The sequence below is a fragment of the Marinobacter sp. F4218 genome, assembly GCF_019443085.1.
In the GTDB taxonomy this organism is placed as follows: Bacteria; Pseudomonadota; Gammaproteobacteria; order Pseudomonadales; family Oleiphilaceae; genus Marinobacter; species Marinobacter albus.
In genome coordinates this window covers 1,324,666-1,345,916 of the sequence record NZ_JAHZIL010000003.1, presented here as the reverse complement: position 1 = coordinate 1,345,916, position 21,251 = coordinate 1,324,666, and the positions used below count along the sequence as shown (strand labels likewise).

Here is a 21,251-nt window from a genome sequence, read left to right as displayed (position 1 = left end):
CCGCCAGTTTTTGAGGAGGCACGACTCGCATTATGGCCACTATCGTCAAGCCGGTTGAGCAGAAAACCAAACATCTCGACTATTTCCTTTCGCAGTGCCACCGCCGCCGTTACCCAGCCAAGAGCACGATTATCTATGCGGGTGACAAGAGCGACTCCCTGTTTTACATCGTCAAGGGTTCCGTGACAGTCATCATCGAGGACGATGACGGCCGGGAAATGATCATGGCCTACCTCAATGCCGGTGACTTTTTTGGCGAAATGGGTCTGTTCGACAACATGGATTCGCGCAGTGCCTGGGTGAAGGCCAAGACCGAGTGCGAAGTGGCGGAGATCTCCTACACCAAGTTCCGGGAAATCGCCCAGCAGGATCCCCGGGTGCTGTACTTCATTGGCGAACAGATGGCGTCACGCCTGCGTCAGACCACGCGTAAGGTCGGCGATCTGGCGTTCCTGGATGTGACCGGTCGGGTGGCGCGCACGCTGCTGGACCTGTGTAAGGAACCGGACGCCATGACCCATCCGGACGGCATGCAGATCAAGATCACCCGTCAGGAGATTGGTCGCATCGTGGGGTGTTCCCGGGAAATGGTGGGCCGGGTCCTGAAGACCCTGGAAGATCAGGGACTGGTGCGGGTCAAGGGCAAAACCATGGTGGTTTACGGTACCCGCTGATCGGCGAGTGCATGCCCTGTAAGGCCGGGTTCCGTTCTGGGTTGCCCGGCCAGCGACCGACCTCCCGAGTGGTAGCTGACAAGCTCCCGCACCGCGTCAGCTTCCCCTCCCTTGCACCAACTGATCGAACAGCTCACCGCCCCCATAATTGTCCCGGTCCGGCGCGTCAGTCGACGATGGCCACGGACTTGACCTGCATCCAGACGCTCTGACCGGTTTCAAGTTTGAGGGTGTGCACGGCCCGGCTGGTCAGGCGGGCCAGGAAAGGTGTTTGACCGGCCAGAAGCCGAATCATGGTGGTGCCCGGAGTCAATTCCGAGGCAACCTCGTCAATGACCGCCGGAACGAGATTCTGGATGCTCTGCTCGGTCTGTTCGGCAAGCGCCAGGCTGATATCCCGCGCCAACACCTGAAGCCGAATGGCCTGGCCAATAACCAGGTTGTCTTCGGCCCGGAGCCACAGGCGTCCACCCGGGAAGTCGGCGCGGCACAGGTGCCATTGCTCGTCCCGGGCCCCGATGTGGGCATCGATAATGACCCCGGCGTCCTGTTCCAGGCCAAACGGCTGGTCGGTTCGCGCCAGTGTTTCCTGCAAAGGGCCCTGGGCAATGATCCGGCCCCGGTCCATCATCACGATGTGGTCCGCAAGCCGCGCCACTTCGGCGGTGGAATGGGAAACGTAGAGGATGGGGATGGCCAGTTTGTCCCTCAGGGCTTCGAGGTAGGGCATGATGTCCTGTTTGCTGGGTCGGTCCAGCGCCGACAGAGGTTCGTCCATCAGCAGCAGCTCAGGGCTGGTCAGAAGCGCGCGGGCAATGGCCACCCGCTGGCGTTCGCCGCCGGACAGGCCCTCCGGCATCCGGTCCAGCAGGTGTGACAGCCCCAGCCACTCGGTCGCCTCCTCAAAGCTGATCCGTCGCTGCGCCGCGGGTATGCGCCGGTAACCGTATCCAAGGTTGCGACGTACGTTGAGGTGTGGGAACAGGGACGTATCCTGGAATACGTAAGCCAGCGGGCGTTGGTGAACCGGGCGCAAGCCAGTCCGGCTTTGCCATTGATCACCGTTGACAATCACGCTGCCGTCGGCGGGCTGTAGGCCCGCAATACAGCGCAAAAGCGTGGTTTTGCCGCACCCCGAGTGTCCAAAAAGTGCGGTAAGGCCGGTCCCGGGCAGGTCCAGGTCGACTTCCAGCTCGAAGCCTTCCAGCCGGCACTGCAATTGCACCTGAATGCCTTTGCCAGACGTCATTTCACCACTCCCGGCTGCAACCGCCCGTTCAGGGAATACAACGCCACCAGAACCACGAAGGAGAAGGCAACCATGCCAGCGGCGAGCCAATGGGCCTGGGTGTATTCCAGGGCTTCGACATGATCGTAGATGGCGACAGAGAGTACCTTGGTCTCCCCCGGAATATTACCGCCAATCATCAGCACCACGCCGAACTCGCCGATGGTGTGGGCAAACGTGAGCACGCCGGCCGTCAGGAATCCCGGCCTGGCCAGGGGAAGCGCCACCGAGAAAAAGCGGTCCATGGGTGAAGCCCGGAGTGTTCCGGCAACATCCAGCAGTTGCTGGTTGACCGCCTGGAAGGCGTTCTGGAGCGGCTGCACGGTAAATGGCAGGGAATAGATCATGGACGCAACAACCAGACCCTCGAAGGTGAAAGGCAGGAGCCCCAGCCCAAGCTCCCCGGTCAGCTTGCCTACGATGCCCTCCGGTCCCATCAGGATCAGCAGGTAAAACCCGAGGACCGTGGGGGGCAACACCAGAGGCAGCGCGACAATGGCGGCAACCGGCTGTCTCGCCCAGTGACGGCTTCGGGCCAGCCACCAGGCAATGGGGGTCCCGGCCACCAGGAGAAGCAGGGTGGTCAGGCTGGCCAGTTTCAGTGTGAGCCACACAGGCTCCCAATATGTGTCCATGTTGTTGACCGGGTTACTGCTCAGTTGCGGGTGTCATAGCCATAGCGTTCGATGATGCTCCGGGCTGTCTCGCTGCGGAGGAATTCGAGCCACTGACGTGCAGCGGGATTCCGCTCGCCGCGGGTCAGAAGGATAGCCTGTTGATTGATGGGGGAATAGTAGGCCGACGGGATCCGCCACAGCGAACCTTCATTTTCGTTCCATGCGCGGATCTGGGAGAGCGCGACGAAGCCCGCCTGGGCGTTGGCGGTGGCAACAAACTGGAAAGTCTGGGCAATGGAGTCGCCACGAACCAGGCGTTGTTGCAAGGGCGCCCAGAGGTCGAGCCTGATCAGCACTTCCCTGGCTGCCATCCCGTAGGGCGCGGTTTTGGGATTGGCGATGGCCAGGCGGGTAAAGTCTTTCGATGCCAGCCAGGTTTCCGGCGCCTCAAGCAGGCCGGATTGAGGGCTCCACAACACCAGTTGGCCCCGGGCATAGGTAAACCGGGTTCCCTTCACACCGAGGCCGTTGTCCTCAAGCAGTTCCGGGCGGCGGCGATCGGCCGCCATGAAAACGTCGAACGGTGCACCGTGGCGGATCTGGGCATAAAGCTTGCCGGTGGAACCGTAACTAGCGGATGCCTGCCGGCCAGTGGCTTCGGCGAATGCCGCAATCAGTTCATTGCCGGTATCGGTGAAGTTCGCGGCAACCGCCAGGCGCACGTCCGCGCCCCGGGCTGTGCCGCACAGGGCCAGCCACAGGGCCAGCCCGGCGATGACGGCAAATCGTTGGTTCTGGCCTGGCACTCGCCAACTCCCCGGTCGTGAGGTGGATCAAATGGGTTCCGGCAGGGTGTCTCCGGCTGACGCCTTATCATGCCGGTCAGGCACCGGGCGACACAAGGACAGAATGTAGTCGCGGACCTCTTCTGCATTGATTTCATTCAGCATCTCATGGCGGCCGCGATCGAACAGGCGGAGGGTTACCCGGTGAATGCCCTCATTGCGGATGGCCTGGAAGTGACGGGTGATGCCCTTGCCCATTTCCCCGACCGGGTCGTCGGTGCCGGCAAAGAGGTGCACCGGGAGGTCCTTGCGCCAGTTCGCCGGTGAAATCGCCAGCATGCCCCGGATGAAGTCGGACCAGAGGCCGGCAGTGCACTCGAAACCGCACAGTGGGTCGGCAACGTAGGCGTCGACCTGGGCGGCGTCACGACTGAGCCAGTCGCTGCTTGTGCGGTTGGGGCGGAACTGGCGGTTGAACTTGCCAAAGGTCATCCTGGCAATGCTTGGGCTGCGATGGCGGGCGCCGAATGCCTTGCGGATCAGCGCAATTACCAGGGCGGAAACCAGCAGGTGCGGCCGATGGATGCGGTTGGTGGCGCTCAGGATCAGGGCATCCAGGGCCTCGCCGTGTTGTTGCGCGCAGCTCTGGGCAATAAAGGACCCCATGCTGTGGCCCAGAAGTGTAAGCGGCAGGCCGGGAAAGAGCTCACGGGTATGCCGCAGCACCCGATATAGGTCGTCGGTGACCTTGTCCCAGCCATCGCGGTCGCCGTAGTGGCCGCGCCGGGACTCAGGACAGGCTGGACCGTGCCCGCGGTGGTCGTAGGTCACCACGGCCACCTGCCGGGCGCCCAGCCAGCGGGCGAAATCCGTATAGCGGCCGGCGTGTTCGGCCATGCCGTGGGCGATCACCAGGACCGAGGCTGGATGCTCGGGCCGGAAAACGGTGCCGGTGATCAGGTGGTCATCCCGACTGGTCAGTGTTAACGGGTGTTCTTGCATGTGGGGTCCCTGCGTCTGACGATGCCGGACGTTCCCACTCCGGCGGATTCCAAAGGTGTTTGAGTCGAGACAATAAGCTGCCTGGCCGTGCCATGTCGCGGAACAGGTCCACGTATTCGTGGGTCCAGAGTACGAACAGGTTATTGGACGTTACCGGACGGGTGATGCCGTAGGCGGGTGGGTCCTTGGCATCCTCATCCACAAAGGAGCCGAACAGCCGATCCCAGATGATCAGGGTGCCGCCGTAGTTGCGGTCGATGTAGCCCGGATTGCGGCCGTGGTGCACCCGATGATGGCTGGGTGTGTTGAAGACCAGCTCGATCCAGCCGGGCAGACGACCCACCAGGGTGGTGTGGATGAAGAACTGATAGACCAGGGACAAAGCATAGGCAATCCCGATCCAGACCGGATTGAAACCCAGGAGGGCCATGGGCAGGTAAAACACCCACATGCCGTTGAAGATGTTGGTGGCGTTCTGGCGCATGGCGGTGGAAAAGTTCATTCGCTCCGAGGAGTGATGGACCACGTGGGCGGCCCAGAACCAGCGCATGCGGTGGCTGGCGCGGTGCATCCAGTAAAAGCAGAAATCGACTCCCAGAAAGGTGAGGACCCCGGTCAGCCAGGTCAGCTCCAGTTCGAAGACACGATAGTGGTAACACAGGGCATAGGCGGGAAAGGCGATAATCCCGGCGAACAGCAGCTCCGTGGTTTGGTAGCCCGCACCCAGGGCAAAGTTCCTCACCGCTTCCCGGGCGTCCATCAGCGCGGGATTGTGCCGGATTTTCAGGTACTCCCAGAGCGCAACCCCAATAAATACCGGGGTGGCAAAAACAAAAATCAGCTGCCGTTCGTCCAGAGCCAGCCAGGGCGACACCGCCTCCCACAGCGGGCGCAGCCCGCTCTCGTCGAGCACCGCGAGCAACATGTCAGTCAAAGCCATAGCGAGTCAGCCAGCGTTGTTATTATTCAGCGTCTATTCTGGCATGAATGCGGGCGCTGGCCGTTGTCGGTTTCCGACACAACGGCTGGCGATTTACGACAACACCAACGGTGATCAGTCGGGTTTCCGGTGGTTTTCGTAAACCCTGGACAGTACGTCGATCTGGGGCTGCCACTGATCCAGCCAGGCCTTGATATCCCGGGGGATTTTTCCGGGCTTTGGCCAAGGCACCGGGTATTCGGCAGGCTGGAACATGGGCGCAAAGATCGCGGCTGCGGTCAGGTCGGCGCGGGAAAACGCGTCGCCGGCGAGGTAGGGGCGTGTGCCATAGGCGTCCGTCAGATCCTTCAGCAGCTCTTCCATCACCAGGCGTGACTTTTCTGAGGTTTTCTCGTTGATCTTCATCCACTTGCGCATGATCTCATCGACCCGGCTGAAGGTCAGGCTCAGCAAAAACCGATTGTAGAAGGGGGTGCCTGCCGCCAGCATGGGGACCACCACTTTCGGCCGCTGCAGGAAATGGTGGTAGGAGTAACAGCGAACCGCCGGGCCGGCTTCTTCATCCAGCCGCTTTTCCCAGGCCAGCGCCTGCGCCCGGACCTCCGGATCTGCTGGCGTCAACGGCCGCTCCGGGAAGGTCTGGTCCAGGTAGTCTATGATCGCGGCTGATCCCTGCACGATATGTCCGTCATGGTCCAGCACCGGCACCGATGTGTCCTTGCCGCCAGTGAGCTTCCGGATGGTTTTTATGTGCTGGCCGGGAAGCAGGGTGGCGGTCTCGTAATTGAGGCCTTTGTAATCCAGTGCCCAGCGGATTTTTTCGCAGTAGTGGGAAATGGCGAACTGGTAGAGCTTGAGAGCCATGATGTATCTCCTTGTTTGAGCCCCTAGCATAATCAGGAAGTGGCCGGATAAGAAGCCTGAATGCCGGGGCTCGATGGCCTAAAGGACGCCGGGGTTTTACACTGTCGCCCTGGGTTTGAGTAACCAAGGAAACTGACCATGTCCCCCATGCGAATTCTGGCCGTGCCCGTTGCGGTTGCCGGCCTTGTGTTGTCTGCCTGTTCCACAACCCTGGGGCCGGAACGCCCGGCGGTTGGCAGCTATGCCTGTGGCCAACTCGATATCCAGGTCTCCGCCGACCCGGATAGCCGGCTGTTGAGCGTCGATTACTTGGATAAACGGCTGCAGCTCGAGCCCGCCGAGTCTGCCTCTGGCGCGTTATATCAGGCTCCGGGGGACGACAGCACCCGGTTCTGGAGCAAGGGCGAACGGGCCATGCTCACCATCAGTGGCCAGAACTATCCCGAATGCCTGAAGCCCGGAGCGCTGGAGCGGCCATTCATCGCCCTGGGCAACGAGCCTTTCTGGCGTGCCAAGGTGCAGGGCGGCATGCTGGAGGTGACCCGTCCCCACGAGCAAGACGCGACCATGAGCATCCTTGTGGACTTGAAAAGCGAAGACCGCGATGGTCGGAGATTTATCGGTGAAGACGACGGCGTACGGGCCACCCTGAAGGTGGCCACGCAGTTGTGTCAGGACACCATGTCCGGTGTCCAGTTTCCCTATCAGGCCCGACTGACGATCAACGGTGACGTTTTCGAGGGCTGTGGCGGCGATCCTCTGCGCCTGTTCCAGGGCGCAGAATGGGTGGTGGATGATCTGACGGGCAAGGGAATAATTGACCGTTCACGCATGTCCCTGCAGTTCCGGGAGGACAACCGGGTTTCCGGAAGGGCGTCCTGCAATCGCTTTACCGGCCGCTACGAGTTTACTGGCGAGGGCAGCCTGACGTTCAGCCAACTGGCGACCACACGTATGGCCTGTGCGCCGGCGCTGATGAATCAGGAAGACCGTTTTCTTGACGTGATGGGGCGGGTGTCCCGGGGCCGGATCGGGCAGCACGGAGAGCTGTTGTTGTCGACGCCGGAAGGAGAAACGATCAAGGCCTTTCAGTCTGACCACGACAGCCCATAGCGGGCCAGGATCTCCTGGAGTCGCCCGGACTGCCGAAGGTTGCGGACACCCTCGCTTAGCAGGGCGGCCAGGTCTGGCGACTCGGGATTGGCCGGGGAAAAGGCAATGTAGGCCCGCATCTCCTGAAGCTGTACGACCTGACGCAGGGCGGGCGGGTTCTCCATGTGTGCCAGGGTCCACTGCATCACCTGCAAGTCCTCGGGCAGCACATCGGTACGTTCCTGTCCCAGCAGTTCGATGGCCCGGTCCAGGGGGGACGGACCGGAAATGATCCACACTCGCTCAGGGTTACCTTTGTTGGTCTCGATGTAGCCGTCGAGTTCCGGTGAGTAGGAGTAGCCGTTGATGGCGATCAGTTTAAGCTGTTTCAGGGAATCGATGTTCTGGTAGGACCAGTCACTGTCGGCGTGGGCGAACAGGACCGTTCTGGCATGGCCGATGGCCTCATCTGGAAACACGAAACTCGGCGCATCGCTGACGAAAGCCCCAACAACAGCGTCGACATAACCCTCTTTGGCCTGGGCCAGTGCCCGGGCCCAGCTCATGTTGACGTACCTGACCTTGAGCCGCGCAGGCGCGAACGCCTCCCTTGCGATCTCGACCATGTAGCCTTCGCGTTCGGAACCGGCCTCGCAGTTGTGCGGGCACCACGGGTCCGCTGCAATGGTTATCGTACGCCACTGGTCGGATTTGTGACCTTCAGGAAAAACGGCGGCCTCGGAAAATTCGGTTTCCGGCACCACGGAGGGAGGGTCTTCCGACGGCGAACACGCCGCCAGAAAGACAAGGGAACTCAGGAGTAACGCTCTCAGCATGGTGGTATGGTCTGCCGTCAGTACGACTTAACCTGAATAATACGCCCTAGCTGGAGCTTTGTAACCAAAGAGGCCCTAGTTGGCCCTGTTGTCCCTTTCCGCCGAGGCCGCCGTCGGCACCAGTGCCCTGGTCAGATCCTTCATGGTCAGCGTGCCCACCTGCTCACCTTCCCGCACGACGCGGAAGGTCAGCGACGTGTCACCCTGGGACCGGGACAGTACCGTCTCGAGATTGTCCTTTTCGGAGATATCGCCGGCGTACTCGATATTGCCCTGTTCCGGTTCGGTCATGATCGAGCGTACCCGAAGGACCCGGGCACGATTGATATCGCTTATGAAATCAATGATGTACGGATCGTTCGGGTTGAGCAGGATTTCCTGGGGGTCGCCCTGCTGGATTACCTCGCCGTCCTTGAGTATGACGAGGTGGTCGGCCAGCTTCAGGGCCTCGTCCAGATCGTGGGTAATGAAAACGATGGTTTTCTTAAGCTCTTCCTGCAACTCCAGCAGCAGGTCCTGCATGTCGGAGCGGATCAGCGGATCGAGCGCCGAGAAGGCTTCGTCCATCAGCATGACGGGGGAGTTGGACACCAGTGCGCGGGCAATGCCCACCCGCTGCTGCATGCCCCCGGACAGCTCGTGGGGGTACTGGTTTTCATTGCCTTCCAGTCCCACCCGGGCCAGCCATTTGCGGGCCTCGCCCTCGAAGTCAGAGGTGCTGTAGCCACGCACGTCCATGGTCATGCCCGCGTTCTCCAGCACTGTTTTGTGCGGCAGCAGGGCGAATTTCTGGAACACCATCGACATCCGCTCCCGACGAAGCTTGCGCAGGTCGGCTTCGTCGTAGCTGAGCACGTTTTCACCGTCGAACAGGATCTGGCCTGCCGTCGGCTCAATCAACCGGTTCAGGTGTCGGATCAGCGTGGATTTGCCAGAACCGGACAGTCCCATGATGACAGTGATCTCGCCATCGCGTATATCGACATTGATGTCGCGCAGGCCGAGTACGTGATTCTGCTTTTCCAGCAGTTCGGCCTTGCCCATGCCACGCTGGACGTATTCGAGTCCGACTTCTGGATTCGGGCCGAAGATCTTGTACAGATTCTTGATGGAAATCTTGATATCTCTTGCCACGTTTCTGTCCTCACTGCTTTTGGGCGGCATTGATGCGTGCCAGAGAAGCCTTGGTAACCCGGTCCAGGATAACGGCCAGGATGACGATGCCGAGACCGGCGACAAGACCAACGCCCAGTTCCAGATTTCGGATGCCCCTCAGAACGAGAACGCCAAGCCCCGGAGCCGAGACCAGCGAGGCAATGACGACCATGGCCAGGCTCATCATGATGGTCTGGTTGACGCCCGCCATGATGTTGGGCAGCGCCAGCGGAATCTGGACCTTGAACAGCTTCTGCTTGGGCGTCATCCCGAAAGCGTCGGCGGCCTCAATCACATCCTTGTCCACCAGCCGGATCCCCAGGTTGGTCAAGCGGATCACCGGGACGATCGCGTACAGGATGATGGCAATGCCATAGAGCTTGGACTCGGTCACGCTGAACAGGAAGATCAGCGGGATCAGGTACACGAACGGCGGCAGGGTCTGCAGCATGTCCAGGATGGGAATGGTCAGTCGCTGCATCATGTTGCTACGGGACATCGCTATGCCTATGGGAACCCCTAACAGGACACACAGGAAGGCACACACGAAGATGATGGCGAGGGTCTGCATGGCGTATTCGTAGTAATCAATGAACGCCAGCGTAACGAAACTGATGGCGACGAAAGACACCAGCTTCCAGGATTTGCTGACCACGAATACCACCGCCAACAGGATCGGAATTACGATCCACCAGGGGGTAGACAGCATGGCGTAAAGCGTGCTGTCCAGTGCCCAGCTCAAGGGCTGGGTAATCGGGTCAAGGACGACGCTGAGGCTGTCCTTGATCGAGAGAAAGCCTTCCTCAAGTCCCTTGGTCAGTTCCCGGGACTGGGGGAAGGCCGGGCATGCTTTGTTGAGAGCGTCCATCGAAGGGAACGGCAACTCCCAGATGGAGGTTTCGGTGGTCTCTTCGCCTTTTGTTTTCGACAGCAGCTGAGCCATGGACATCGGGGCGTCACTCTTGCCCCCGGAACACCAGTCATCCAGACCGAGTGATGAAAAAACAAAGTCGTAAGTAGCCATGATGTGTCAGGTTCCTGCGCGCATTTCCGCCAGGTGAACGGACGTTGGGTTTATGGAGGAGGTAAGCAGACGGGGCCACTGGGGCCCCGTCTCAACGGGAGCTGATTAGTTGCTCAGGATCGCCGCGAGTTTTTCACGCGCGGAATCGTTGAGCCAGTCTTTCCAGGTATTTGAGTTGTTGCTCAGGAAGTAGACGGCGGCCTCTTCTGCGGAGGCGTTGTTGTCGCTCTTCCAGGCCAGCACCTGGCTCATGACATCGGTTTCGAAGGTCATTTCGCTGAGCATCTCGGCTACTTCAGGCTCCTGATCCCGGAAGGCCGTGGTGACGGAGGTCAGCACGGGGGCGGCCGGGAAATCGGAGATCTTCGGATTGTCGTTGTCCTGATTCTGGTTGGCCGAGTGAGCGGCTTCATCGTATTCACCGAGATCCACGCGGGTCATGTCGAACTTGCCGAGTGGCACGGTTGGGCCCCAGTAGTAGCCGAACCAGGGCTCTTTGCTGCCGACTGCAGAGGCCATGGACGATGCCAGGGTTTCACCAGAGCCATGGTTGAAGACCTCAATACCGGACGCTTCCAGATCCAGGGCCTTGATCAGGTTGTCGTTAACGATCCGGCAGCCCCAGCCGTCCGGACAGTTATTGAACCGGGATTCCACCAGCTCCGGGTTGGCCATAATACCTTCGATGGTCTTCAGCTCGGGATGGGCTTCGACCAGATAGGTCGGAATCCACCAGCCTTCAACGCCGCCCGGGGTCAGAACCTTGCCCAGACGCTCGATCTTGCCTTCTTCTTCCAGGCGCGTGTAGGCCTCGCCGGCGGAATTCAACCACAGCTCGGTCACGATATCGGGTTCGCCGTTCTCGGCAACAGAGGTAACGGCTGGAACGGTGTCGGACGGCACGACGCTGACGTCACAGCCGTAGCCCTGTTCCATGATGAACTTGGCAACATTGGTCACAACAGAGGCGGACGCCCAGTTCATCTCGGTAATTGAGACTTCACCACATTCGTTCGCCTGGGCGAGCCCCGGCGCGACGGCAGCGCACAGTAAAATAGCGGAAGTAATCTTACGCATAGTCACTTCTCCTTTTCAGGTCGGTGATTCATTTGGTCGTTCGTGGGGGACAGATTCAAAACTACGAGGTCGCGACCATTACAGATCGGATTGGGATTGTTCTTTGTGGTATCGCTGGTATCAATCAAACCGTCGGATCTCGAACAACTGGCCTTTTTAGGATAAGGATCCTGAGAAGAGTTACAAGTCTGTTAGCTAAATGCGTCTATTTTGTCGGCGTATTTGCGGGGTGTCGGCCGGGACCTGTCAACCAACTGTAGCATTGAGGCAGTAGGCTCCAACCGTTTAAGAGGAGCACGCCATGACCGAATTGCGGACACTGACACCTCACGCTGCCATTCCGTCGGAGCAGGCCACTCGGGACGGACGTCAGCGCCGACTGCTGCGAACCTTCCTGCCGGAAATGGTCCAATTGGAACGTCTGCTGGCGGAGGCGCCGCGGACCGTCACCACCGATGTTGTTGAACGAATCTCCGTGGCAGAACTGTCCTTGCCGATCTATCGGGTGGACCTCGGCAGTGAGCGGCCCGACGCGCCCGCCATCCTGCTGGTCGGTGGCGTACATGGCCTCGAGCGGATTGGCAGTCAGGTGGTCATGGCGTGGCTGGCTTCGGTGCTGGCGCGATTGCGCTGGGACGAGCGGTTTCGGCAGTTGCTCCAGACTGTTCGGCTTACCATTCTGCCCATCCTCAATCCCGGTGGGATGTTCCTGAACCAGCGCAGCAATCCCAATGGCGTCGACCTGATGCGCAATGCGCCAATTGTCGCCCAGGAACGCAGTGCCTTCATGCTGGGCGGTCAGCGGATTTCGAGTAAGCTCCCCTGGTACATCGGTGATCCGGAGCAGGGTATGGAGCCGGAGAACCGGGCGCTGGAAGCGGTCATCAGCAAACTGATCCCGGGACGCCCGTTCAGCGTCGCCCTGGACTGCCATTCCGGTTTCGGCTGGAAGGACCAGATCTGGTTTCCCTACGCCTACCGGCGCCGCCCCATGCGCCGCATTGCGTCGGTCATGGCGTTGAAACTGATCTGGGAGCAGACCTACCCCAACCACGATTATCGGTTCGAGCCCCAGTCCCGTCATTACCTGACCCACGGCGATCTCTGGGACTATTTCTACAAACAGGTCAACCGTAACAGCGCGGGTGTTTTCCTGCCCCTGACCCTGGAAATGGGGTCCTGGCGCTGGATTCGAAAGCGGCCTCGGCAGTTGCTCAGGCTGGACGGTTTCTTCAATCCCCTCGTGCCCCACCGACACAAGCGGGTCTTGCGCAGCCATCTAACCTGGATGGACTTTCTGCTGAGCGCGGCAGCCAGCCACGAAAGCTGGTTGCCGGCCCGGGAAGAGGAGTCCATGCTTAGAGAGGCAGCCATCATGCACTGGTATCGGGATTCTCAATAACATGGACTGGATTCTGTTGCGGGGTTTGACCCGGGAACAGGGCCACTGGGGTGACTTTCCCCGGCGCCTGCAAGCGGCGTTTCCGGATCAGCGTTTCCATGCCGTGGACCTACCCGGCACCGGTGTGCATTTTCGCGAATCCAGCCCGGACACCATCACCGGTATTCGGGAAGCGGTGCGTCGACAGGTTCGTCATATTCCCAAGCCCTTCAGCATCCTGGCCCTCTCCATGGGGGGAATGGTGGCACTGGACTGGGCACAACATGCACCGGAGGGGGAAATCCAGAACCTGGTGCTGATCAATACCAGTTCAGGCTTCAGCCCGTTCTGGCATCGCCTGCGTCCCGGGATTTGGCCGCGCCTGCTGCGTCTGCTTACCCGGCGGGAGCTGTTCTACCGGGAGCGCGATCTCCTGCGGTTGACCTCCAACCGGCAGGTGCCTCTGGAACTGGTCAAGCAGTGGTACCGGATACAGCGACAGCGACCGGTCAGCACCCGAAATGCGATCCGACAACTGACTGCCGCTGCCAGCTATCGCCCGGGTCGAAAGCGCCCGCTGCCGGATGCCCTGCTATTGGCCAGTCTCGGCGACCGACTGGTCCACTGGAAGTGCAGTTCGGTGCTTGAGCAACGCTGGCAGTGGACCCTGAGGGTGCACCATGACGCCGGCCATGACCTGGTCATCGACGAGCCCGATTGGATTCTGCGGCAGCTGGAGGCGTGGCTGGTCCGTTAACGTTGGTTGCTTGACGCAACTCTTTGTTCGGGGCAGGCTCTCGGTTTGTCTTTCAGTTGTATAAACCTGTCACCTGTTCGGAACGGAGCCAACAATAATGAAGATCTTCGAGACCAAAACCGCCCCCAATCCCCGCCGGGTCCGCATGTTCATGGCCGAAAAAGGGCTGCTGGATCAGGCCGAATTCGTCCAGATCGATCTTGAGAAGGGCGAGAACCTGACGCCGGAATACACCGCCCGAAACCCGATGAGGAAGGTGCCGGTGATGGAGCTGGACGACGGTACCTGCATTGCCGAAACCATGGCCATCTGCCGCTACTTCGAGGAAAGCTACCCGGACACCCCGAGCCTGCTCGGTGAGACGCCCCTGGAAAAGGCCCAGCTGGAACAGTGGCTACGCTGGATCGAGCTGTTCTTCTTCATGCCCACCGGCATGTGTTTCCAGCACACCAGCGGCTACTTCAAGGACCGGATGAATCCGATCAAGGAGTGGGGTGAGGAGTGCGGCCAGCAGGTTGAGAAGTTTATGGACTTTCTCGACAAGCACCTGGAGGGCAAGGAGTATATCTGCTGCGACCGCTTCACTGCCGCGGATATCAACGCCTTCACCACGGTTGCCTTTGCCCGGGTCGTGAACATCCGGATCAAGCCGGAGCAGACCAATCTGCAGGCCTGGTATGATCGCATCAAGGCCCGCCCCTCGGCCCAGGTTTAACAAAATACCGTTGCCCATTACCGGCAGGAGAATGCCTTGATAGATCTCTATACCGCACCAACCCCGAACGGCCATAAGGTTTCTGTGTTGCTCGAAGAGCTGGGGGTCGAGTACAACCTGATCCCCGTCGATCTGTCCAAGGGAGAGCAGAAAACGCCGGAGTTTCTGGCGATGAATCCCAACGGCCGGATTCCGGTGATCGTGGACCGGGACAACGACGATTTTGTCGTGTTCGAGTCCGGCGCCATTATGATCTACCTGGCCGAAAAGTATGACCGGTTTTACCCCCGTGACCCCAAGGTTCGGTCCCGGGCCCTGCAGTGGCTGATGTTCCAGATGGGGGGCGTGGGGCCGATGATGGGGCAGGCCAACGTGTTCTACCGGTATTTCCCGGAAAAAATCCAGCCGGCCATCGACCGTTACCAGCACGAGTGCCGCCGGCTGTTCGAGGTTCTGGATCGTCGCCTGGCGGAGTCACGTTATTTGGCCGGCGACGAGATCACCATTGCCGATTTCGCCAACTGGGCCTGGGTGCGTACCTACAATTGGTCGGGGGTGTCCGTGGACGGCCTGGATCACCTGAAGCGCTGGGTCGATGAGCTTTATGAGCGCCCAGGCTGCGCGGCCGGCATTCGGAAACCGGAGCGGCCGGACAATACCGACGATTTGGTCAAAAGTGCCCAGACCATGGTGACCCGGTAAGGCCGGTGGTACCCTGAGCCCTCTTTGACTGACAGGAGTTAGGCATGACCGCCTCAGCACCATTGACCTGTGCACTGGAGACTATTGATCGCGCCAATCGCGCCGATCCGAACCGGGAAACCGTCGATGGCGAATCACTGCCGAGGGAGTTTGCCTACAGTCTGCACATGACCCGCTGGCTGTTTGCACTTGAGGCGGCCCCCTCCGAACGTATGCAGATTGCCTGCCGGGCCCAGCACATTGAACGCTGGACCATGCCCCGGAGTGGCTATCCGGAAGGCCGGAAAGCCTATTACCAGTGGCGCCAGGCCTGCGGGCGGATGCACGGGCAGCGGGCGGCCGAGATCATGGCCGGGTGCGGCTACGATCCGTCCGAATGCGAGAAGGTGGAAACCATCCTCACCAAGCGCGAGCTGCGCCACGATGCCGACACCCAGCTGCTCGAGGATGTTGCCTGCATGGTTTTCCTAGAGCGGTATTTCGCGGAGTTCTTCGAGCAGAAAGCGGATTACGATCGCGAGAAATGGCTGAGAATCGTACGTCGGACCTGGGGCAAGATGTCACCACGGGCCCACGAAGCTGCGCTCAAGCTGGCGGAGGGCATGCCGGCGCACTTGCTGGAATTGCTGCAGGAGGCCCTGGCGGAACCGGAGAGTTGATTGGAGCATGCAAGTCAGCTTGAGAGAGTTAGTCCCCGGGGAAGAACAGCTCCTGTAACTTCTGGCCGGGCTCATCGGCGCGCATGAACGACTCGCCCACCAGGAAGCCGTAAATGCCCCGGGACGTCATGGTATCCACGTCACTCCGGGTCATGATGCCGCTTTCGGTGACCGTCAGTCGGCCTGTCCCGATACGCTGATGCAGGTCGAACGTGGTGTCGAGTGACACGTCGAAGGTGTGCAGATTGCGGTTGTTGATGCCGACCAGAGGGGTCGTCAGGGTCAGCGCGTCGTCCATCTCCTCGCCGTTATGCACCTCCACCAGGACATCCAGCCCGATCTCGTGGGCGATGCCTTCCATTTCCTGCATCTGGTCTTTGGTCAGGCAGGCGGCGATCAGCAGAATGCAGTCGGCGCCGATGGCCCGGCTCTCATAGACCTGATACGGGTCGACCATGAAATCCTTGCGAATAACCGGCAGGCTGCAGGCGTTTCGGGCGGCGATGAGGTAGGTTTCGCTGCCCTGGAAAAAGTCCCTGTCGGTCAGCACGCTCAGGCAGGCGGCCCCACCTTTTGCGTAACTCTCGGCGATGATGGCCGGCTCGAACGGATCCCGGAGAATGCCCTTGCTCGGGGACGCTTTCTTGATTTCGGCAATGACCGCCGGTTGCTGCCGTTCGATGCGCTGGCGCATGGCGGCGGCAAACCCTCGGGCCGGTGGCTGGTCGCCAGCCCTGGCCTTGAGTTCGGCCAGCGGTGCGCCGGGCCGGCGTTCGGCAATTTCTTCCCATTTCCGTTCAACAATCTTGCGCAGGATGGTGGGAGTTCGGTCGTTGTGTCGGTCAGTCATTGTCGGTGTCGCTCAGAAGCACTGGGAAAAGTCGGCCAGCTCGGACATCTTGCCGGCTGCCAGACCGGAGCCGATGGCGTCCAGGGCCAGTTCGACGCCGGCTTTCGGCGTGTCCGCCAGCCCGGCCACGTAGATGGCCGCTCCTGCATTCAGGGCGATCAGGTCGCGGGCCTTTTCCGCCATCTCGTCGTGGCCACGCCCGAAGGCGGCGCGGATCAGCTTCAGGGAATCCTCTGAGGATTCCACGGCCAGGCCGACGAGGGACTGGCTCTTCACGCCCAGATCCTCGGGTGTGATGTCGTATTCGGTGATCTCGCCATTCTTCAGTTCCGCGACATGGGTGGCGCTGGCGAGGCTGATCTCATCCAGGCCATCCTTCGAGCAGACCACCATGATGTGCTCGGAACCCAGGCGTTGGAGGACTTCCGCCACGGGGCGGCATAGCTCCCGGGTGAATACGCCCAGCAACTGACGCTTGACGCCGGCCGGGTTGGTCATTGGCCCGAGGATGTTGAAGATGGTGCGGCAACCGAGCTCCTTGCGCGGACCGATGGCATGCTTCATCGCGCCGTGATGGGCCGGGGCGAACATGAAACCGACACCGATCTGCTCGATGCAGCGGGCAACTTGCTCCGGTGTCATGTTGAGGTTGATGCCGGCCTTCTCGATCAGGTCGGCGCTGCCGCTCTTGGAGGACACGCCGCGGTTGCCATGCTTGGCCACGTAGCCACCCGCCGCGGCAACCACAAAAGCTGAAGCAGAGGACACGTTAAACAGGTTGGCGCCGTCGCCACCGGTGCCAACAATGTCCACCAGCGGCTCGGCCTTGACCGTCACGCCGGTGGCCAGCTCGCGCATGACCTCGGTGGCCCCGGTGATCTCGTCGATGGTTTCACTCTTGAGTCGCAGACCCATGAGGAAAGCCCCGATCTGCGCGTCGGTGGCCTCGCCATTCATCACGATGCGCATGACCTGTTTCATCTCTTCCCGGGACAGGTCCAGGTTGGAGGCAATCCGGTTCAGAGCTTCTTTCATGTCCATGTTATGCGGCCTCTCGATTGTTATTGGCTGATTCAGCTTCGCAGGAAGTTGCGCAGCAGTTCGTGCCCCTGTTCGGTCATAATAGACTCGGGATGGAACTGCACACCTTCGATGGGCAGGGTCTTGTGGCGAACCCCCATGATTTCTTCCACCGAACCGTCGTCGTTGCGGGTCCAGGCAGTGACTTCCAGGCACTCCGGCAGGGTGGTCTGGTCAATGACCAGGCTGTGGTAGCGGGTGGCCTGGAGTGGATTGTTCAGGCCCCGGAAAACACCCGTATCCCGATGGTAAACCGGAGACACCTTGCCGTGCATCACGCGCCCGGCGCGGATCACGTCGCCGCCGTAGACCTGACCGATGGCCTGATGGCCCAGGCAGATGCCAAGGATCGGCAGTTTGCCGGCAAAGTGTCGAATGGCCGCCATGGAAATGCCCGCCTCGTTGGGCGTGCACGGGCCCGGTGATATCACCAGCCGTTCCGGCTTCAGGGCCTCGATTTCTTCCACGGTGATCTCGTCGTTCCGATAGACCTGGACGTCGGCACCCAGTTCTGCCAGATACTGCACCACGTTGTAGGTGAAGGAATCGTAGTTATCGATCATCAGCAACATAATCTTTCCTCCGCCTCAGTGGTCGAAATCGTTGTAGGTCATGGCCACCGCGCGAAAGATTGCGCGACCCTTGTTCATGGTTTCCTTCCACTCGAGGCGGGGCACCGAATCCGCCACCACACCGGCGCCAGCCTGGATGTGCAGCGTCTTGTCCTTGATCACCGCGGTCCGGATGGCGATCGCCGTGTCCATGTTGCCGTTGAAGGAGAGGTAGCCGACCGCGCCGCCATAGACGCCGCGTTTGACCGGCTCCAGCTCGTCAATGATTTCCATGGCGCGGATCTTGGGCGCGCCGCTGAGGGTGCCGGCGGGCAGAGTGGCGCGAAGCACGTCCAGGCAACTGGTGTCGGGGTTCAGGCGCCCGGTGACGTTGGAGACGATGTGCATCACGTGGGAATAGCGCTCCACGATCATCTTGTCTGTCAGCCGGACGGTGCCGGTTTCCGAGACCCGGCCGGCATCGTTGCGGCCAAGGTCGATCAGCATGAGGTGCTCGGCGATTTCCTTCGGATCGGCCAGCAGCTCGGTTTCCAGGGCCTTGTCCTCGGCATCGGTGGCGCCCCGCTTGCGGGTACCGGCAATCGGACGCACGGTTACTTCCTGGTCTTCCACCCGGGCCAGGATTTCCGGCGAGGAGCCGACGATGTGGAATTCGTCCAGATCCAGGAAATACATGTAGGGCGAGGGGTTGAGCACTCGCAGTGACCGGTACAGGTTCAGCGGCGGCGCCTCGAAGGGGATCGACATGCGCTGGGAGATAACGGTCTGCATGACGTCGCCGTCCAGCACGTATTCCTTGATCTTGCCGACCGCGGCCTCGAACTTGTCCTGGCTGAAGCCGGAAACAAAATCGCTTTCGTCCACAGCCTTGCCACGGAGGTGCTCGGGGGTACGAGGCGCGTCGGCCGTCTTCCGGTGCAGTTGATTTTCCAGCTCATCAATCCGGGCCTGGGCGTTGTCGTATGCGCCCTCGTCCGCTGGATCCACGTGCACGATCAGGTGCAGCTTGCCCCGGAGGTTGTCGAAGACGACGATCTCGTCCGAGACCATCAGCAGAATGTCCGGTGTGCCAATCTTGTCGGGCGGGCAGCTCTCACGCAGGCGCTTCTCGATGTAGCGCACGGTGTCGTAGCCGAAGTAGCCCACAAGGCCGCCGTTGAATCGTGGCAACTCTTCCAGGTCCGGCGCGTTGAACCGGGCCTGATACTGCTCCACGAATGCCAGCGGGTCGTCGACCTCGGTCGTTTCCACCAGTTTGCCGCCGCGGCTCACCTCGACCCGGTGATCGAAGACTTTCATTACTTCATGGCTGGGCAGGCCGATGATGGAGTAGCGTCCCCATTTCTCGCCGCCCTGGACGGACTCGAAGAGGTAGGAATAGGGACCGCTGGCCAGTTTCAGATAGGTACTCAGAGGTGTGTCCAGATCCGCGAGTACCTCGCGGTAGACGGGAATACGGTTAAAGCCGGCTTGGGCGAGCTCGGAGAATTGCTCGGGTGTCATGTTTCGTTCCTGAAGTCTGATCTGCTTTCGGGTGGCACGGATTCACAACCGGGCCAGCCAGATGGGTGCGGCCGGGCGGTTAAACGCCAGTCAGCCGCCGGGCCTTTTCAGCCGGTGCGCCATCGCCACCATCGTGTCGCGCGGGTGCTGAGGACGCCCCGCGTTGCAGTCAGATTCAGTCCCTGCACGGCAGGAATCTCCCGAATTGGAATGATCAACGTAACGTCCTTGTGAGATTACAAAAGCTCGTCCAGTGAATCAACAACCGCGTCGGCGCCGAGGGCATCAACCGGCCGGCCAAAATTGTACCCGTAACGGACCGCCACGCAGGGCATGCCGGCTGCCAGAGCCGCATCGATGTCGGCGGCGGAGTCGCCGACCATTACCGTCGTGCCCCGGGTGCCGCCAAGGGCTTCCATGGCATGCAGCAACGGTGTGGGGTTGGGTTTCTTAACACTCAGGGTGTCCCCGCCGATGCTGATGTCGAACCAGTGTCCCAGCCCCATCTGCTTCAGCAGCGGTTCGACAAACTGCTCCGGTTTGTTGGTCACCACGCCGAGCTTGCAGCCGTGTTGCTTCAGGTGCCGAAGGCAGGCTTCTACCCCTGAGTACACCACCGAGTGCCGGCCATTGATCTGACCGTAGGCGTGATAAAAAATTGCCAGGGCGTCCTTGAACAGGACGTCGTCTTTCGGTCGAACCGGTTCCCAGTCGCTCTGGCCAGCCAACGCACGACGCACCAGGATGCTGGCGCCGTTGCCCACCCAGTCACGGACGCGGTCAAGGCCCGCCGGTGACCGTCCAAGGTGTTCCAGCATCTGGTCCACGGCGGCTGCGAGGTCCGGGGCGCTGTCGACCAGAGTGCCGTCCAGGTCAAACAGGGCAACACCGGGCCAGCGGGGGCTGAACAGTCCCGTCAGACTCATTGGCCAAGCACCTTGCGCGCCTGCTCAAGTTCTTCGCGCATGGCATCGATGGTGGTCTTGTAATCGTCGGTATTGAAAATGGCGGAGCCGGCGACAAACGTATCTGCGCCCGCCTCGGCAATCTCCCGGATGTTTTCGGTTTTCACGCCACCGTCGATTTCCAGGCGAATGTTGAAGTTGCTGGCGTCGATGCGCCTGCGGGCCTCCCGCAGCTTGTCCAGGGTGCCCGGAATGAACTTCTGACCACCGAAGCCCGGGTTGACCGACATCATCAGCACCATGTCGAGCTTGTCCATGACATGGTCCATGTAGTGCAGCGGGGTGGCCGGGTTGAAGACCAGTCCGGCCTTGCAGCCGCCGTCGCGGATCAGTTGCAGGGAGCGGTCGATGTGATTGCTGGCTTCGGGGTGGAAGGTAATGTAGCTGGCTCCGGCATCGATGAACATGCGGATCAGGTCGTCCACCGGCGACACCATCAGGTGGACATCAATCGGCGCGGTCACGCCGTGCTTGCGCAGGGCTTCACAGACCATCGGGCCAATGGTCAGGTTCGGCACGTAGTGATTGTCCATCACGTCGAAATGAACAACGTCCGCACCGGCGGCCAGTACATTATCGACTTCTTCCCCCAGGCGGGCAAAGTCGGCCGACAGGATGGATGGGGCAATCAGGTATGGGTTCATGATGGCTCTCTCAATTACTTTGCGCGCAAAAACGCTGATAATGGCGTGGCCTGCGGTCTCTGCCGCCCG

Annotated in this window: 23 protein-coding genes; 7 read left to right on the top strand and 16 right to left on the bottom strand. The window is 60.7% G+C overall.

Going from position 1 to position 21,251, the window contains the following annotated elements; translation table 11 throughout:
- Window positions 1-32 precede the first annotated feature (32 nt).
- Window positions 33-674 (top strand): cAMP-activated global transcriptional regulator CRP, encoded by a 642-nt coding sequence (crp, locus tag K0B93_RS10195; protein ID WP_007153756.1) that lies wholly within the window; start codon window positions 33-35, stop codon window positions 672-674.
- A gap of 166 nt (window positions 675-840) precedes the next feature.
- On the opposite strand, the gene modC is transcribed toward crp, so the two are convergent.
- From modC to K0B93_RS10165, 6 genes are all read right to left on the bottom strand, one after another.
- Complete coding sequence (modC, locus tag K0B93_RS10190; RefSeq protein WP_219867105.1) at window positions 841-1,923, bottom strand: molybdenum ABC transporter ATP-binding protein; 1,083 nt, start codon at window positions 1,921-1,923, stop codon at window positions 841-843.
- Window positions 1,920-2,597, bottom strand: coding sequence for a molybdate ABC transporter permease subunit (modB, locus tag K0B93_RS10185; RefSeq protein ID WP_219867104.1), 678 nt, complete (start codon window positions 2,595-2,597; stop codon window positions 1,920-1,922). The genes modC and modB overlap by 4 nt, the downstream gene beginning before the upstream one ends.
- A gap of 20 nt (window positions 2,598-2,617) precedes the next feature.
- A complete protein-coding gene (gene modA, locus K0B93_RS10180) occupies window positions 2,618-3,385 on the bottom strand; it encodes a molybdate ABC transporter substrate-binding protein (RefSeq protein WP_219867103.1) in 768 nt (255 codons plus the stop codon).
- Window positions 3,386-3,412: 27 nt separating this feature from the next.
- Window positions 3,413-4,366 carry an alpha/beta fold hydrolase gene (locus K0B93_RS10175; RefSeq protein ID WP_219867102.1) on the bottom strand — a complete coding sequence of 318 codons (954 nt, stop codon included), beginning with the start codon at window positions 4,364-4,366 and terminating at the stop codon, window positions 3,413-3,415.
- Entirely contained in the window at window positions 4,329-5,306 is a 978-nt protein-coding gene (locus tag K0B93_RS10170; protein WP_219867101.1) for a sterol desaturase family protein, read from the bottom strand. The genes K0B93_RS10175 and K0B93_RS10170 overlap by 38 nt, the downstream gene beginning before the upstream one ends.
- A gap of 114 nt (window positions 5,307-5,420) precedes the next feature.
- A complete protein-coding gene (locus tag K0B93_RS10165) occupies window positions 5,421-6,170 on the bottom strand; it encodes a glutathione S-transferase family protein (protein ID WP_219867100.1) in 750 nt (249 codons plus the stop codon).
- A gap of 138 nt (window positions 6,171-6,308) precedes the next feature.
- Here K0B93_RS10165 and K0B93_RS10160 point away from each other — a divergent pair, with 138 nt between their 5' ends.
- Window positions 6,309-7,283 (top strand): META domain-containing protein, encoded by a 975-nt coding sequence (locus K0B93_RS10160; protein WP_228743344.1) that lies wholly within the window; start codon window positions 6,309-6,311, stop codon window positions 7,281-7,283.
- Here K0B93_RS10160 and K0B93_RS10155 read toward each other — a convergent pair.
- From K0B93_RS10155 to K0B93_RS10140, 4 genes are all read right to left on the bottom strand, one after another.
- Window positions 7,259-8,098: a substrate-binding periplasmic protein gene (locus K0B93_RS10155; protein ID WP_219867099.1), complete on the bottom strand. Its 840-nt coding sequence runs from the start codon at window positions 8,096-8,098 to the stop codon at window positions 7,259-7,261. The two genes, K0B93_RS10160 and K0B93_RS10155, sit on opposite strands and share 25 nt — an antisense overlap.
- A gap of 75 nt (window positions 8,099-8,173) precedes the next feature.
- Complete coding sequence (locus tag K0B93_RS10150) at window positions 8,174-9,232, bottom strand: quaternary amine ABC transporter ATP-binding protein (protein ID WP_219867098.1); 1,059 nt, start codon at window positions 9,230-9,232, stop codon at window positions 8,174-8,176.
- Window positions 9,233-9,242: 10 nt separating this feature from the next.
- On the bottom strand, window positions 9,243-10,277 hold the full coding sequence (locus tag K0B93_RS10145; protein WP_219867097.1) for an ABC transporter permease: 1,035 nt from the start codon (window positions 10,275-10,277) through the stop codon (window positions 9,243-9,245).
- A gap of 105 nt (window positions 10,278-10,382) precedes the next feature.
- Window positions 10,383-11,354 carry an ABC transporter substrate-binding protein gene (locus K0B93_RS10140; protein ID WP_219867096.1) on the bottom strand — a complete coding sequence of 324 codons (972 nt, stop codon included), beginning with the start codon at window positions 11,352-11,354 and terminating at the stop codon, window positions 10,383-10,385.
- A gap of 301 nt (window positions 11,355-11,655) precedes the next feature.
- On the opposite strand from K0B93_RS10140, the gene K0B93_RS10135 reads away from it, so the two are divergent.
- The 5 genes from K0B93_RS10135 to K0B93_RS10115 all read left to right on the top strand — a co-directional run bounded on the left by K0B93_RS10135 (window position 11,656) and on the right by K0B93_RS10115 (window position 15,568).
- Window positions 11,656-12,756, top strand: coding sequence for a M14 family zinc carboxypeptidase (locus tag K0B93_RS10135; protein ID WP_219867095.1), 1,101 nt, complete (start codon window positions 11,656-11,658; stop codon window positions 12,754-12,756).
- 1 nt (window position 12,757) lies between these two features.
- On the top strand, window positions 12,758-13,492 hold the full coding sequence (locus K0B93_RS10130; protein WP_219867094.1) for an alpha/beta fold hydrolase: 735 nt from the start codon (window positions 12,758-12,760) through the stop codon (window positions 13,490-13,492).
- A gap of 97 nt (window positions 13,493-13,589) precedes the next feature.
- Entirely contained in the window at window positions 13,590-14,207 is a 618-nt protein-coding gene (locus K0B93_RS10125) for a glutathione S-transferase family protein (RefSeq protein WP_219867093.1), read from the top strand.
- A 36-nt stretch (window positions 14,208-14,243) separates the two neighbouring features.
- On the top strand, window positions 14,244-14,909 hold the full coding sequence (locus K0B93_RS10120) for a glutathione S-transferase family protein (RefSeq protein ID WP_219867092.1): 666 nt from the start codon (window positions 14,244-14,246) through the stop codon (window positions 14,907-14,909).
- A gap of 44 nt (window positions 14,910-14,953) precedes the next feature.
- The gene (locus K0B93_RS10115) at window positions 14,954-15,568 is read left to right on the top strand and encodes a DUF4202 domain-containing protein (protein ID WP_219867091.1); all 615 of its coding nucleotides are present in this window, start codon (window positions 14,954-14,956) and stop codon (window positions 15,566-15,568) included.
- A gap of 28 nt (window positions 15,569-15,596) precedes the next feature.
- Here K0B93_RS10115 and trpC read toward each other — a convergent pair whose 3' ends face one another.
- From trpC to rpe, 6 genes are all read right to left on the bottom strand, one after another.
- A complete protein-coding gene (trpC, locus tag K0B93_RS10110) occupies window positions 15,597-16,418 on the bottom strand; it encodes an indole-3-glycerol phosphate synthase TrpC (RefSeq protein WP_219867090.1) in 822 nt (273 codons plus the stop codon).
- A 12-nt stretch (window positions 16,419-16,430) separates the two neighbouring features.
- Window positions 16,431-17,459, bottom strand: a complete 1,029-nt coding sequence (gene trpD / locus K0B93_RS10105; protein WP_219867089.1) for an anthranilate phosphoribosyltransferase — start codon at window positions 17,457-17,459, stop codon at window positions 16,431-16,433.
- Window positions 17,460-17,491: 32 nt separating this feature from the next.
- On the bottom strand, window positions 17,492-18,070 hold the full coding sequence (locus tag K0B93_RS10100) for an aminodeoxychorismate/anthranilate synthase component II (RefSeq protein ID WP_219867088.1): 579 nt from the start codon (window positions 18,068-18,070) through the stop codon (window positions 17,492-17,494).
- Window positions 18,071-18,085: 15 nt separating this feature from the next.
- Complete coding sequence (gene trpE, locus K0B93_RS10095; RefSeq protein WP_219867087.1) at window positions 18,086-19,573, bottom strand: anthranilate synthase component I; 1,488 nt, start codon at window positions 19,571-19,573, stop codon at window positions 18,086-18,088.
- Window positions 19,574-19,809: 236 nt separating this feature from the next.
- Entirely contained in the window at window positions 19,810-20,499 is a 690-nt protein-coding gene (locus K0B93_RS10090; protein WP_219867086.1) for a phosphoglycolate phosphatase, read from the bottom strand.
- The gene (gene rpe / locus K0B93_RS10085; protein ID WP_219867085.1) at window positions 20,496-21,182 is read right to left on the bottom strand and encodes a ribulose-phosphate 3-epimerase; all 687 of its coding nucleotides are present in this window, start codon (window positions 21,180-21,182) and stop codon (window positions 20,496-20,498) included. Before rpe ends, K0B93_RS10090 begins: the two co-directional genes overlap by 4 nt.
- Between the last annotated feature and the right edge of the window lie 69 nt (window positions 21,183-21,251).

What these genes read in the sequence shown, in the direction of transcription:
- crp (WP_007153756.1), top strand. Translation starts at nt 33, where the DNA reads ATGGCCACTATCGTCAAGCCGGTTGAGCAGAAAACCAAACATCTCGAC.
- modC (WP_219867105.1), bottom strand. Translation starts at nt 1,923, where the DNA reads ATGACGTCTGGCAAAGGCATTCAGGTGCAATTGCAGTGCCGGCTGGAA.
- modB (WP_219867104.1), bottom strand. Translation starts at nt 2,597, where the DNA reads ATGGACACATATTGGGAGCCTGTGTGGCTCACACTGAAACTGGCCAGC.
- K0B93_RS10175 (WP_219867102.1), bottom strand. Translation starts at nt 4,366, where the DNA reads ATGCAAGAACACCCGTTAACACTGACCAGTCGGGATGACCACCTGATC.
- K0B93_RS10170 (WP_219867101.1), bottom strand. Translation starts at nt 5,306, where the DNA reads ATGGCTTTGACTGACATGTTGCTCGCGGTGCTCGACGAGAGCGGGCTG.
- K0B93_RS10165 (WP_219867100.1), bottom strand. Translation starts at nt 6,170, where the DNA reads ATGGCTCTCAAGCTCTACCAGTTCGCCATTTCCCACTACTGCGAAAAA.
- K0B93_RS10160 (WP_228743344.1), top strand. Translation starts at nt 6,309, where the DNA reads ATGTCCCCCATGCGAATTCTGGCCGTGCCCGTTGCGGTTGCCGGCCTT.
- K0B93_RS10155 (WP_219867099.1), bottom strand. Translation starts at nt 8,098, where the DNA reads ATGCTGAGAGCGTTACTCCTGAGTTCCCTTGTCTTTCTGGCGGCGTGT.
- K0B93_RS10145 (WP_219867097.1), bottom strand. Translation starts at nt 10,277, where the DNA reads ATGGCTACTTACGACTTTGTTTTTTCATCACTCGGTCTGGATGACTGG.
- K0B93_RS10140 (WP_219867096.1), bottom strand. Translation starts at nt 11,354, where the DNA reads ATGCGTAAGATTACTTCCGCTATTTTACTGTGCGCTGCCGTCGCGCCG.
- K0B93_RS10135 (WP_219867095.1), top strand. Translation starts at nt 11,656, where the DNA reads ATGACCGAATTGCGGACACTGACACCTCACGCTGCCATTCCGTCGGAG.
- K0B93_RS10130 (WP_219867094.1), top strand. Translation starts at nt 12,758, where the DNA reads ATGGACTGGATTCTGTTGCGGGGTTTGACCCGGGAACAGGGCCACTGG.
- K0B93_RS10125 (WP_219867093.1), top strand. Translation starts at nt 13,590, where the DNA reads ATGAAGATCTTCGAGACCAAAACCGCCCCCAATCCCCGCCGGGTCCGC.
- K0B93_RS10115 (WP_219867091.1), top strand. Translation starts at nt 14,954, where the DNA reads ATGACCGCCTCAGCACCATTGACCTGTGCACTGGAGACTATTGATCGC.
- trpC (WP_219867090.1), bottom strand. Translation starts at nt 16,418, where the DNA reads ATGACTGACCGACACAACGACCGAACTCCCACCATCCTGCGCAAGATT.
- trpD (WP_219867089.1), bottom strand. Translation starts at nt 17,459, where the DNA reads ATGGACATGAAAGAAGCTCTGAACCGGATTGCCTCCAACCTGGACCTG.
- K0B93_RS10100 (WP_219867088.1), bottom strand. Translation starts at nt 18,070, where the DNA reads ATGTTGCTGATGATCGATAACTACGATTCCTTCACCTACAACGTGGTG.
- trpE (WP_219867087.1), bottom strand. Translation starts at nt 19,573, where the DNA reads ATGACACCCGAGCAATTCTCCGAGCTCGCCCAAGCCGGCTTTAACCGT.
- K0B93_RS10090 (WP_219867086.1), bottom strand. Translation starts at nt 20,499, where the DNA reads ATGAGTCTGACGGGACTGTTCAGCCCCCGCTGGCCCGGTGTTGCCCTG.
- rpe (WP_219867085.1), bottom strand. Translation starts at nt 21,182, where the DNA reads ATGAACCCATACCTGATTGCCCCATCCATCCTGTCGGCCGACTTTGCC.